Source organism: Tsukamurella soli, from assembly GCF_039541155.1.
Classification (GTDB): domain Bacteria; phylum Actinomycetota; class Actinomycetes; order Mycobacteriales; family Mycobacteriaceae; genus Tsukamurella; species Tsukamurella soli.
In genome coordinates, this window is the sequence record NZ_BAABFR010000028.1 from 45,027 (window position 1) to 56,232 (window position 11,206).

Here is an 11,206-nt window from a genome sequence, read left to right on the forward strand (position 1 = left end):
TCCACTGGTCGCCCCTGACGCTCCGGCGCGTCGGGTCGCGCACACGGCCGGGACGGGTGATACTCGTGTGGCGAATGTGAAACCGTCGGTGTCGACTTGGCCACGTTGCGGCCGCTCGAATGGACGGCACCGGAGATCAAAAGTACTGTTTACGTTACTGAATTCCGCCGCACGTAACCTCGGAGCATCTCGTGAAGCTGACTCGATTCGGACGAACCGACAACCGATCCACCCTCGGCATCAGCCGTCTGCGCACGCGCAGACTGATCCGGATGCTCACTGAGGACTCGGAGCGGCTCGTCACCGCAGCGGACCTGCGCGACCTGCGCGCGTAGCGCGTCACCGGCGGCGCACGCGTTCGACGAGCGCGGCGACCTGGCCCGGCTGGTCGATCATCATGTGGTGGCCCGCCGGTGACACCACCGCGAACTCCCCGCTCAGACGCGCTGCGTAGCGGCGCTGCACCGTCGACCAGTGCGCGGCCCACGGCGAGGGCCGCCCGCTGAACGCCGCCGCCACCGTCACGGGGGCCGTGAGCCGGGGGTATCGCTCGCGCACCGCTAGGAGCTCGCGCGCCATGATCGGGTACTGCGCGTTCTCGAGCAGCGCCGCGACCATGTACCTGTCGGTCGGGACGATCTGCCGGTACCAGGCGCGCTGCCCCTCGGTGAACCCGCCCGGCGGGGCGGAGTGGATGAGCACCTTCCGTACCGCCGGCGCCGCGAGTCGGCCCAGCCGCAAGCGCGCCGTGGTGCCGACTCCGCCCAGGACCAGCCGGGAGCGGGTCCGCTCCGGCAGAACGGGGTGCGGCGTGTCTTCCACGCTCCCGTCCAGGACGACGATGCCCGCGGTGCGGTCGGGGTGGATCCGCGCGAACGCCTCCACGTAGAAGCTCGCCATCGAATGACCGACCAGCACGGCGCGCTCGATCTCCAGGTGATCGAGGAGGCCGGCGAACCGTCGGACCTCCGCGTCGATGGTGGGCAGCACGTCGTTCGGCCACGGGTCGGACAGGCCGTAGCCGGGGCGGTCGAGTCGCACGACACGGCGGCGCAACGCGAGGAGCGCGGCGCAGTGATCCCAGTCGAACCAGTTGCCGGCGAGACCGGACGAGAGGACGGCGGGTACGCCGTCCTCGGTGCGACGCGGCTCGTCGACGACGATGTGCGTGCGGACGCCGGCGAGCTCGATCGAATCACCGGGAGCGGGTGGCGGCACACGCCGAGCCTACGACCCGGCAGAATCTATGTCGTGGCAGACATCATCGAAGTGACGATCCGCGACGAGTCCATCCTGCTCGGGCAGTTCCTCAAGCTCGCGGGCCTGGTGGAGTCCGGCTCGGACGCGAAGTTCGTGATCGCCGACGAGCAGGTGCTGGTGAACGGCGCCATGGAGACGCGCCGGGGCCGGCAGTTGCGATCCGGCGATCTGGTGGCCCTGCGCGGCGCCAAGGCCCGCGTGGTGCAGGACGAGGGCGGCGCCGTGGTCGAGGAGATCGTCGAGGAGGTCGAGCCGACCCCGGCACCGTCGCCGTCCGGCAAGAAGCGCCGGTGGCGACGGTGACGGGACGACCTCGTCCCGCGCGGCACCTGGCCTGAGCGTTCCGCGGAACGCTGCTAGAGCAGTACGATGCCGTCGTCGTCGCTGTGGAGCGTGTCGCCGGGGTTGAACGTGACCCCGCCGAAGCTCACCGGCACGTCGCGCTCGCCGTGGCCGGTCTTGGTGGACTTGCGCGGGTTTGTACCGAGCGCTTTGACGCCGATGTTCAGGGTGCCGATCACGGCGGAGTCGCGGATCGCGCCGAACACCACGATGCCGGCCCAGTCGTTGGAGCGGCCGAGCTCGGCGATGAGGTCGCCGACGAGGGCGGTGTGCAGCGAGGGCACGCCCTCGGCGCTGCCGTCGACTACGAGGACGCGGCCCTCGCCGGGCTCGCCGAGCACGGACTTCAGCAGCGCGTTGTCCTGGTAGCAGCGGACGGTGACGACGGTGCCGGCGAACGCTCGGCGCGCACCGAACTGGCGGAACTGGGTGTCGCAGCTGCGGACGTCAGGGCCGATCTCATCGACGAGGTCGGCGGTGGGGGTGAACTGGACGTGGCTCATGCCCGCCGATCCTAATCCGGGGGCCTGCGCACCCCACGGCCTGTGGCACCGTCTGATCGGCGCCCTATTGAGTGTCCATCAACAAGCGGGTAACCTGGCCCACATGCCAGCTCCCACCCAGGCCACGTTCGACCGACTCCGCGCGCTCGCCGCCATCGACACCCCCGAGTCCCGCACGAGCCGCGACGTGCTCGAGGCGTTCTCCGGCGAGACGCTCACCACGATCCCGATCGGCACCGAGAAGGATGTCGAGGTCGCCTTCACCCGGGCTCGTGCCGCCCAGGTCGAGTGGGCGAAGCGACCGGCCAGGGAGCGCGCACAGGTCCTGCTGAAGTTCGCCGACCTGGTCAACGCCCGCCGCAGCGACCTGGTCGACATGATCCAGGCGGAGACCGGCAAGGCCCGGCAGTACGCGCAGGAGGAGACGCTCGACGTCGCGATGACGGCCCGCTGGTACGGCCGGAACGCCCCGGGGCTGCTCGCGGGTAAGCGCGTCGCGGGCATGCTGCCCGTGTTCACCGCCACCCGCGTGCGCTATCAGCCCAAGGGCGTCGTCGGCGTCATCTCGCCCTGGAACTACCCGCTGACCCTGGCTGTGTCCGACGCCGTGGCCGCGCTGGCCGGCGGCAACGCCGTGGTGATCAAGCCCGACAGTCAGACGCCCTACTGTGCGCTCGCCGCCGCCGAGCTGCTGTACGAGGCCGGCCTGCCCAAGGACCTGTTCGCCGTGGTCCCCGGACCCGGCGCCGTGGTGGGCACCGCCATCGTCGAGGCCTGCGACTACCTGATGTTCACCGGCTCGTCGGCCACCGGCGCCACCCTCGCCGAGCAGTGCGGCCGCCGCCTGATCGGCTTCTCCGCCGAGCTGGGCGGCAAGAACCCCATGGTGGTCACCGCCGATGCGCCGATCGAGCACACCGCCGACGGTGCCGCCCGTGCGTGCTTCTCGAACTCGGGGCAGCTGTGCATCTCGATCGAGCGCATCTACGTGGAGCGTCCGGCCGTCGAGGCGTTCACGAAGGCATTCGCGGAGCGCATCGCGCGGCTGCCGCTGGGGGCGGGCTACGACTTCGTCAACGAGATGGGCTCGCTCGCGTCGCAGGCGCAGATCGACACCGTGGCCGCGCATGTCGACGACGCCGTGGCCAAGGGGGCCACCGTTGTCGCAGGCGGGAAGGCGCGGCCGGACCTCGGCCCGTACTTCTACGAGCCCACCGTGCTGACCGGCGTCACCGACGAGATGACCTGCTATGCGAACGAGACCTTCGGCCCGCTGGTGTCGGTCTACGCGGTCGAGTCGGTCGACGAGGCGGTGGAACGCGCCAACGACACCGAGTACGGCCTCAACGCAAGCGTTTTCGCCGGCAGTGCGAAGCAGGCACAGGCCATCGCCGAACGGATCAACGCCGGCACCGTCAACATCAACGAGGGTTATGCCGCCGCGTGGGGCTCCACCGCCGCCCCGATGGGCGGCATGGGCATCAGTGGTGTCGGGCGCCGGCACGGCACCGAGGGGCTCCTGAAGTACATGGAGTCGCAGACCATCGCCCGTCAGCGCGTGATCGGCCTGGGTGGCGTGAAGTTCGTGCCGCGCAACGTGTTCCTGACTCTGGTGCCCGAGATCGTCAAGAACCTGAAGTTCATCGGTCGGTAGCGCCGCCCGCGCGTGGGGGATCGATCGGCTCCGGGGCCGTGTCGCGTGGTGCCAGGACGACGGGGAGTCGCTCGAGCTGGCGGAACACCACGCTACGCCGCCGGCTCAGCCGGGTCCCGGGCGCCAGCGCGGCGCGCGGGAACCGGTCGAACAGCGCGGTGATGGCGATCCGTGCCTCCAGCCGGGCCAGGTGCGACCCTAGGCAGTAGTGCATTCCGTGGCCGAAGGCCATGTGCGCGTGCGGATCCCCGTCCGTGTCGAGCCCGACGCCGAGCAGTGAGACGAGCACCCATTCGTCGGCGGGGATCCGTGTTCCGGCTACGTCGACGGCGGCGGTCGTCCGGCGCAGCGTGGTCACCGGCAGGGGTGGGTCCGATCGCAGGGTTTCGTCGAGGACGCCGTCCAGTGCCGTCGGGTCGGCGCGGACGCGCTCCGCGAGGTCCGGGCGCGTGATCACCGTGAGCGCCGCGTGCGAGATGAGGCTCGAGGTGGTCTCCTGCCCCGCGATCAACAGAAGCGCGGTCGTCGACAGCGCCTCGGCCGGCGTGAGCGCACGGCACCGTACGTCGCGCGCTATCGCACTCATCAGGTCGGACCGCGGCGCGAGGCCGCGTGCCGCCAGCCGCGGAATCAGCTCGCGCGCGAACACCGTCGCCGCTCGGCGTAGGTGATCGGGGTCGGCGACCACCACGTCGCCCAGGACGCTGCTGGCGTCGGCGAGCGCGGCCGCGCTCTCCGGCGGAAGGCCGAGGATCCGGCAGATCACCTGGGCCGGCAGCGGGAACGCGAGGGTCGCGACGAGGTCGCGGGGTGAGGCCGGGTCCCCGTCGGCCAGCAGCCGTGCCGCGGAATCCTCGATCCACGGGGCGTACCCCGCGACTGCCGCCGGGGTGAATGCGGCCGCGACCGACCGGCGCAGCCGGGCATGATCCGGTCGGTCGGCGGCGAGCATGTGTGCCACCAGCATCCGCGCTCCCGCGCGGCGTAGTCGCGCGAGCGGCCCCGCGCCGGGTCGGGGCACGTTGCCGATCATCGCGTCGCGAGACTTGGCGATCCGCGGGTCCGTCAGCGCTGCCCGGGCTGCGTCGGCGCCGACCACGAGCCACCCGCGCATGTCGGACTCCGTGGCGAACCGGTGGACCGGCGCGTCCGCGAGGAGGGCCGCGGTCGCGGCGTGCGGATCCCGGAAGTACGCGTCGTCGAACATCAGCCGCTTCACCCGTCCAGTGTGCGCCGGGGTGACGGAGAGCTCATCGTCGCCGGCGGTGAGTCTTCTATCACCAACGGGCCCTGTCGATTCGAATAAACTCAGAAGCTGAGTATATTGGGGACACGTGCAAACCAGCATCACTGCCCCCCAGTCGCCTGCCACCCGCAGCCTGCGCGAATCCATGCCCGGCCTGCTCACCCTCGCAGTCGCCGCATGCCTCGCCGTCACCACCGAGATGCTCCCGGTGGGCCTACTCCCGACCATCGCCCGGTCCTTCGACGTCAGCACGTCGCGGACGGGGCTGGTCGTCACCGTCTACGCCGTGCTGGTGGCGGTGTGCTCCGTCCCGCTCGCCATCGTCACGCGACGCCTGCCCCGCAAGCCGCTGATCCTCGCGACCACGGCGGTGTACCTCCTCAGCAACACCGTGATCGCCCTGGCGCCCTCCTTCTCCGTGGTCCTCGCCGGCCGCGTGGTCGGCGGGCTGTCGCACGCCCTGTTCTTCGCGGTGTGCATCGGATACGTGCCGCGCATCGTGAACGCGCAGCAGGTGGGGCGCGGACTCGCCATCGTGGGCGGCGGAGGTTCCGTGGGATTCGTCTTCGGCATCCCGCTGTCCACCGCGGTGGGGTCTGCGTTGGGGTGGCGCGCGGCATTCCTGACGGTGGCCGCCGCGCTCGCGGTAGCGCTGGTGCGGCTCGCCGCGACGCTTCCCGCCGTACCTGGGAGTACGGCCCGCATGAATGGTGTGAACCGAAGGGCGCGTGGCGATCTCGGCATCGTCGTCGTCTCGGACGCACTTGCATTCCTCGGCCACTACACCGTCTACACGTACATCACCGTGGTGCTCCTGGCGGCCGGCGTACACCAGACCTGGACGGGCCCGTTGCTCATGGTGTTCGGCTTCTGTGGCCTGATCGGCCTGTGGGGCGCCGGGCGCGCGATCGACCGCCGCCCGCGCGGAACCGTGCTCGCCGTGCTGGCGGTGTTGGGCGGTGGCCTGGTGTGCGTAGGCGTGGCGCAGTACTGGATGATCGCGACCATCGCCGCGGTGGCGCTGTGGACCGGCTCCTTCGGCGGAGTGTCGTCGATGTACCAGGCCGCGGCGGTGCGGGCCCTACCCGACGCACCCGAGATCGCGGGTGCCTGGATCAACTCCGCCTCCAACGTGGGCATCGGCCTCGGCGCCGCACTCGGCGGGGTCCTGCTCGAAACATCGTCGCCTATAACATCTCTCGCGCTGGTGGGGGCGGTGCTGGCGGTCGCCGGGCTCGGCGTCGCCGCCGCCGGCAAGCGCGCCTTCCCGTGCGCCGGGTACCGGGGCTCACACGGTGACGTCGTCGAAGTAGTGGCCCTCGTCGAGGTCGGCGAGTAGTCCGGGCTGCACGGGAGTCCAGCCCAGTGACCGGCTGGCCGCAGCGCCGGGGATAGCGATGTCCAGCGCTGCGAACGGCGCGAAATGGCCGAAATGCGTTGCTGCGTCGGCGGGTGCCACCGACACCGTCGGCACCCCGAGGCGGCGACCGATCGCCTCGGCGATCGCCCTGACCTCGATCCCCTCCTCCGCTGCAGCCGATAGTCCTGCACCGGCCGGGGCGCGCTCGACAGCCGCCGCGAACAGGCGCGCCACGTCGCGTGTGTGCGCGGCGGGCCAGCGGTTGGTCCCGTCCCCGAGATAGCCGGAAACGCCTGTCCGGCGGGCGATGCCGATCAGCGTGGGGACGAAGCCGTGCCGGTCGTCCGCGCTGTGGGTGACCGGCGGGACCCCGACCAGCACGGAGCGGACGCCGCGATCGGCGAGCCCCGCCACCGTCTTCGCCACGGCGGAGCGTGGATTGGCCTCGATCGCCGCGTCGCTCGCGGGATCGCCGATGGGTGTCATGCCGACGGCCACCAGGGCGCGATCGGTCCCGGCGAGAGCGTCGCCGAGCGCGTGCACCACGGCGAGGTCCGACCGTGCCGCGCCGGCCATGTCCCCGGCAGACACCGCCGCGTGGTCGAAGGCGAGGTGGATCACGGCGTCCATCCGATCGGCACCGTCGGTACCCAGCGCGGCGACGGTGGCGGCGAGCCCGTCGGGCGTGCCGAGGTCGGCGCGCAACACTCGCGCGCCGAGCCCCATGACGGTGGCAGCCGACGCCTCCGAGCGGACCAGGCCGGTCACCTGGTGCCCGGCGCGGAGTAGCTCGGCGACGATCGCGGATCCGATGTGGCCGCCCGCGCCGGTGATGAGAACGTGCATGGGAGTCTCCCTTGAGTGACGTTACTTGGTACCGTCACTGTAGCGCGATGATGGTACCGAGTCACATCACCTATGCTTGGCTCATGGGTCGATGGGAGCCGAACGCGAAGGAACGTCTCGTGATGGCGGCGCTGGACCTGTTCACGGAGCAGGGCTACGACGCCACCGCTGTCGCGCAGATAGCCGAGCGGGCGGGGCTGACCAAGACCACGTTCTTCCGGCACTTCCGCGACAAGCGTGAGGTGCTGTTCGTCGGCCAGGAGGTGCACGCGCGGCTGTTGGCCGAGGGGGTGGCCGCCGCGCCACCGTCGGCCACGGTCCTCGAAGCGATAGGGGCCGGGGTAGCCGCACTCTGTGCATCGTTCACGCCCGCGCAGCGGGACTTCGGACCGCGGCTGCTGGCGGTGGTCGCCGGTAACCCTGAACTCGCCGAGCGGTCGGTGTACAAGCGGCACCTGCTGGCCGCCTCCGCCGCGGCGGCACTGGTCGAGCGTGGCGTGCCGGAACCGGACGCGGACCTCGCAGCCGAGCTGGGTGTGAAGGCGTTCGGCCGTGCCTTCGCCCGCTGGGTGGAGCCGGCGCGGTCGCAGTCGCTTCCGGTGCTCGCCCGGCGTGAGCTCACGGCGTTGCGCGAGGCTGCCGCGCGGCTGGAGTGAGCGGATTCCCGTTTCGCGTGTCATTCGCGTGTCGTGTGGTCAGGCGGTGAGTGACAGGCCGGCCGCCAGACCGAACGTCGCGGCGATGGCGGCCGTCTCCGCGATCGCCCGCTGGCCGGACCGCTCCTCGGCATGCCGCCGGCCCCCGCGCGGCCAGGTGCGCCGCTGGTTAGGCGGCGAGGCCCACGAGGAAGGCCGGCACCGCGGGCTCGACCCACGCCCGGGGCGGGGTGGACCGCCCGCTGCCGGTGACGACGTGCCCGTCCGCGGAGGTGACCCGGTGCGTCGGTGTTCCACCGGGTGGTCGTGCGCCCGGTCCCGTCACCGTCAGCGCCTCCCGACAGTCACGAGCGCCGTCGCAGCGAGAGAGCGCCCGCGGCCATACCGATCACGCCCAGCGCGATGCGGATGCCGATGCCGGCGGGCTCCGGTGTCGGCGAGGGCCGCACCGGCCGCGCTGCCGACGTCGTCTGGATCGCCGGTCGTCAACGTGAGCGACGGTGCCGGGTGTTCGGGTTCGGCGCTGCCCACGAGTTGTACGTGCCAGTCCGGCGTCGGGGTCGTCGTGGCGGACTTCACCTTCCGCAGGTCACCGTGAGTTCGACGGTGGGACTGCAGCACTCGCCCCTTGGGCTCTGCTCAGGAGCTGACCCCGAGACGGTTGAGGAGATCACCCTCGACACCGTCGAGCTCACGGGAGACCGCGGCGTTGGCCGTGCGGCGGCGTGCGGTGGGCATCGAGCTCGAGGTGGCGACGGCAGAGGCCAGATCGTCGAGGCGGGTACGCACCGAGCCGGTGAACGCCTTGGTCTCGGCGTCGGGGTGGGCCTGCTCGAGGCGTGTCAGCGAGGCGCGCGCCGTGTCGATCCGCGCGGCCAGCGCGCCGCCGTGCCCGGTGTACTGCGCCACCTCGGTGACCGGCACGCCCAGACGGGTGGCGCGCGCGGCGTCGAGCTTGTTGCGGCCGGCAGCCGCGGCCCGGTAGGCGACGGGGGCCACGACGGGCGCCAGGAGTCGCGCCGTGGAGATGTAGCGTTTGATGCGCACCTGCGACAGCAGCTTGCCCTCGACGGCCGCCTTCGCGTCGAGCTCGGCGATCTTGAGCGCGTTCTTGTCGGACTTGCCCTGCATCTTGGCGATCACTTTCGCGCGCGTGAGGTCGGCTTTCGTGCCGGACTTGTCGCGCTTGGCCTGGTTCTTCGCCGCGAGCCTGGCCTCCAGCTTGGCCTTCGCCTTCAGCGCGCGGGCCTCGGCACGCCGCTGCGCGCGAGTGGTCTTCGGCTTCTTGCTGCGGAACAGTCCCATCACTACACGTCCTTCGCCGGGGCCTCGTGGTGGGTACAGCATCGCATATTCACACCGGCGGGCCAGGGCCCCCTGTGTGCCGACCGAGTGGCGCTGACGGCTCGTGTCGTAGGTGCCCGCGATAATGGGCCTCAGTGGATACGGTCGAGACCCCGATGGGGCGAAGTGAAGCGGCCCGGGCTCCGAGCCCGGCGGTGCCGGCACGTGCACTCACCGGCTGCCGGCATCGCCTGTGGCTCGAGACGCGCGGGGCGGGATCGGGTGACGGGGCACGCGACACCGTCGTCCCCGGACCGGATCCGGGTGCGGTGCTGCGGAAGGAGGCCGCCGCGCTGCACCGTGCGCGCGTGCGCGAGCGGCTGGCCGCTCTCGCCCCGCTCACCGTGATCGAACCCGGTCCGGGCGCTGTGGGGCGCACGATGGCGGCCATCCGCGGCGGCGCACCGCGGATATGGGGCGCCGTGCTGCCACCGTCGGGCGGGCGCACGGGGCACTCCGAGCTGCTGCAGCGCGTGCGCGACGGGTACGTGCCGATCCTGGTGGTGAACCACAAGGTCTCCGATCCGGGTGCGGGCGCCCTGACGTCCCCGCTCGATCGGTGGGCACCGCATGAGGACGCCACGCGCCGTGCCCGCACGCACCGCGGCGACGCGATGCGTCTGGCACACCTGACCCGCATGCTGCAGGACACCGGTCACGCGTCGGCTGCGCTGGTCGGGGGCGTGATCGGCGTCGATGGCGAGGCCGTCCTGTGTATCGATGTCGCCCCGCTGCTGCCCGGCTACGACGAGCGGTTCGCTGATCGTCGGGCGATCCTGGCAGGCGAGGTCGAGACCGAGCCCGTCCGTGTCGCGGAGTGCCGACGGTGCCCGTGGTGGCAGGACTGCGAGGCGCAGCTGACCGCGGTGCGGGATGTGGGCCTCGTCGCCGATCAGTCCGCGGCGCGCATCCTCAGGGCGTCGGGCCTGGAAACCGTCGACGAGCTCGTGGACTACGACGGTGACCCGCCCGCCGAGTTGGCGGGCTCCTGGCGCGACCTGCGCGCGATGGCGCGGGCGTGGCTGGGCGGGCAGCGCCTCGTGCGCAGGCGCGCGAGGGTGACGGTGCGGCGCGCCGACGTCGAGGTCGACGTGGACATGGAGAGCTTCCAGGAGGACGGCGCATACCTGTGGGGCACGTGGCTGCACCGCGACGGCGTCGACCTGGGCTACCGGCCGTTCGTCACCTGGGACCCACTGCCCACACGCGACGAGGCACGCTCGTTCGCCGCGTTCTGGTCGTGGCTGATGGATCGACGCGCGGAAGCCCACGGCGCGGGCAAGACGTTCGCGGCCTATTGCTATTCACAGCAGGCCGAGAACCGCTGGCTGCTGGGTTCGGCGGACCGGTTCGCCGGCGAGCCCGGTATCCCCACCCGTGCCGCGGTCGAGGAGTTCATCGGCTCCTCCGAGTGGGTGGACATGTATATCGCGGTCGGGCGGTCGTTCCTGTCGCTCGACGGACGGGGTCTCAAGAAGGTCGCCCGCTCAGCGGGTTTCGCGTGGCGCGATCCCGAGGCGGGTGGCGAGGCGTCGATGGCGTGGTACCTCGTGGCCTCCGGCCGCGAGCCGGGGCACGACGCGGACGCCCGCACGGCGCAGCGTCGCCGCATCCTCGAGTACAACGAAGACGACGTCCGCGCCACCCGCGTGCTGCGCGAGTGGATGTGCAGCACGGCGGTGGACGACCTGCCGCTGGTGTAGCGGCAGCTCGTTAGCCGGCGCGGGCGGCGGCGGCCTTGCGCATCGCGTCGATGAAGCCGGCGCTGCCGAGCAGCGCGACGGCGCCCGCGGTCGCGATCAGCGCCGGCGCGAGATCGGCGGCCGTGGAGGCGATCCGTCCCAACTCTGAGGCGAACGAGTCGTCGGGTACCGCGTTCGACGGTGCCGGGGCCGGAGGAGCCGGGGCGATGCGCGCCGGTGCCGACGCAGCCGGCGCCCGGTGTGCGGGTGCGCGGTGTGCAGGGGCGTGGTGTGCGGGGGCGTGGTGTGCGGG

13 protein-coding genes are annotated in these 11,206 nt (G+C 71.7%); 6 read left to right on the top strand and 7 right to left on the bottom strand.

Translation table 11 applies throughout. The annotated features are described in order from the left end of the window. Positions 1 to 191: 191 nt before the first annotated feature. Positions 192 to 335 (top strand): hypothetical protein, encoded by a 144-nt coding sequence (locus ABD908_RS11060; protein WP_344995137.1) that lies wholly within the window; start codon positions 192 to 194, stop codon positions 333 to 335. 4 nt (positions 336 to 339) lie between these two features. Here ABD908_RS11060 and ABD908_RS11065 read toward each other — a convergent pair whose 3' ends face one another. Continuing rightward, positions 340 to 1,218, bottom strand: coding sequence for an alpha/beta fold hydrolase (locus tag ABD908_RS11065; RefSeq protein ID WP_344995140.1), 879 nt, complete (start codon positions 1,216 to 1,218; stop codon positions 340 to 342). A gap of 33 nt (positions 1,219 to 1,251) precedes the next feature. On the opposite strand from ABD908_RS11065, the gene ABD908_RS11070 reads away from it, so the two are divergent. Continuing rightward, positions 1,252 to 1,563: an RNA-binding S4 domain-containing protein gene (locus ABD908_RS11070; RefSeq protein WP_344995143.1), complete on the top strand. Its 312-nt coding sequence runs from the start codon at positions 1,252 to 1,254 to the stop codon at positions 1,561 to 1,563. 53 nt (positions 1,564 to 1,616) lie between these two features. On the opposite strand, the gene rraA is transcribed toward ABD908_RS11070, so the two are convergent. Then, on the bottom strand, positions 1,617 to 2,105 hold the full coding sequence (rraA, locus tag ABD908_RS11075; protein WP_344995146.1) for a ribonuclease E activity regulator RraA: 489 nt from the start codon (positions 2,103 to 2,105) through the stop codon (positions 1,617 to 1,619). 103 nt (positions 2,106 to 2,208) lie between these two features. Between rraA and ABD908_RS11080 the strand changes: the two genes are divergently transcribed. Further along, on the top strand, positions 2,209 to 3,759 hold the full coding sequence (locus tag ABD908_RS11080; protein WP_344995149.1) for a succinic semialdehyde dehydrogenase: 1,551 nt from the start codon (positions 2,209 to 2,211) through the stop codon (positions 3,757 to 3,759). On the opposite strand, the gene ABD908_RS11085 is transcribed toward ABD908_RS11080, so the two are convergent. Beyond that, on the bottom strand, positions 3,746 to 4,978 hold the full coding sequence (locus ABD908_RS11085; protein WP_344995152.1) for a cytochrome P450: 1,233 nt from the start codon (positions 4,976 to 4,978) through the stop codon (positions 3,746 to 3,748). The two genes, ABD908_RS11080 and ABD908_RS11085, sit on opposite strands and share 14 nt — an antisense overlap. A gap of 115 nt (positions 4,979 to 5,093) precedes the next feature. On the opposite strand from ABD908_RS11085, the gene ABD908_RS11090 reads away from it, so the two are divergent. Further along, entirely contained in the window at positions 5,094 to 6,344 is a 1,251-nt protein-coding gene (locus ABD908_RS11090) for an MFS transporter (protein ID WP_344995155.1), read from the top strand. Here the strand turns inward: ABD908_RS11090 and ABD908_RS11095 are convergent. Further along, the gene (locus tag ABD908_RS11095) at positions 6,294 to 7,211 is read right to left on the bottom strand and encodes an NAD-dependent epimerase/dehydratase family protein (RefSeq protein ID WP_344995158.1); all 918 of its coding nucleotides are present in this window, start codon (positions 7,209 to 7,211) and stop codon (positions 6,294 to 6,296) included. The two genes, ABD908_RS11090 and ABD908_RS11095, sit on opposite strands and share 51 nt — an antisense overlap. Positions 7,212 to 7,294: 83 nt before the next feature. Here ABD908_RS11095 and ABD908_RS11100 point away from each other — a divergent pair, with 83 nt between their 5' ends. After that, on the top strand, positions 7,295 to 7,867 hold the full coding sequence (locus ABD908_RS11100; protein ID WP_344995161.1) for a TetR/AcrR family transcriptional regulator: 573 nt from the start codon (positions 7,295 to 7,297) through the stop codon (positions 7,865 to 7,867). Between the two features lie 169 nt (positions 7,868 to 8,036). Here the strand turns inward: ABD908_RS11100 and ABD908_RS11105 are convergent, their stop codons facing one another. Beyond that, positions 8,037 to 8,192, bottom strand: a complete 156-nt coding sequence (locus ABD908_RS11105) for a hypothetical protein (protein ID WP_344995164.1) — start codon at positions 8,190 to 8,192, stop codon at positions 8,037 to 8,039. Positions 8,193 to 8,506: 314 nt separating this feature from the next. Beyond that, the gene (locus ABD908_RS11110; protein ID WP_344995168.1) at positions 8,507 to 9,172 is read right to left on the bottom strand and encodes a DUF6474 family protein; all 666 of its coding nucleotides are present in this window, start codon (positions 9,170 to 9,172) and stop codon (positions 8,507 to 8,509) included. Between the two features lie 194 nt (positions 9,173 to 9,366). Here ABD908_RS11110 and ABD908_RS11115 point away from each other — a divergent pair, with 194 nt between their 5' ends. Further along, on the top strand, positions 9,367 to 10,914 hold the full coding sequence (locus tag ABD908_RS11115; RefSeq protein WP_344995171.1) for a TM0106 family RecB-like putative nuclease: 1,548 nt from the start codon (positions 9,367 to 9,369) through the stop codon (positions 10,912 to 10,914). A 10-nt stretch (positions 10,915 to 10,924) separates the two neighbouring features. Here ABD908_RS11115 and ABD908_RS11120 read toward each other — a convergent pair. Beyond that, a partial coding sequence (locus ABD908_RS11120; RefSeq protein WP_425584370.1) for a hypothetical protein occupies positions 10,925 to 11,206 on the bottom strand: 282 nt, incomplete at its 5' end.

What these genes read in the sequence shown, in the direction of transcription:
- rraA (WP_344995146.1), bottom strand. Translation starts at nt 2,105, where the DNA reads ATGAGCCACGTCCAGTTCACCCCCACCGCCGACCTCGTCGATGAGATC.
- ABD908_RS11080 (WP_344995149.1), top strand. Translation starts at nt 2,209, where the DNA reads ATGCCAGCTCCCACCCAGGCCACGTTCGACCGACTCCGCGCGCTCGCC.
- ABD908_RS11095 (WP_344995158.1), bottom strand. Translation starts at nt 7,211, where the DNA reads ATGCACGTTCTCATCACCGGCGCGGGCGGCCACATCGGATCCGCGATC.
- ABD908_RS11100 (WP_344995161.1), top strand. Translation starts at nt 7,295, where the DNA reads ATGGGTCGATGGGAGCCGAACGCGAAGGAACGTCTCGTGATGGCGGCG.
- ABD908_RS11110 (WP_344995168.1), bottom strand. Translation starts at nt 9,172, where the DNA reads ATGGGACTGTTCCGCAGCAAGAAGCCGAAGACCACTCGCGCGCAGCGG.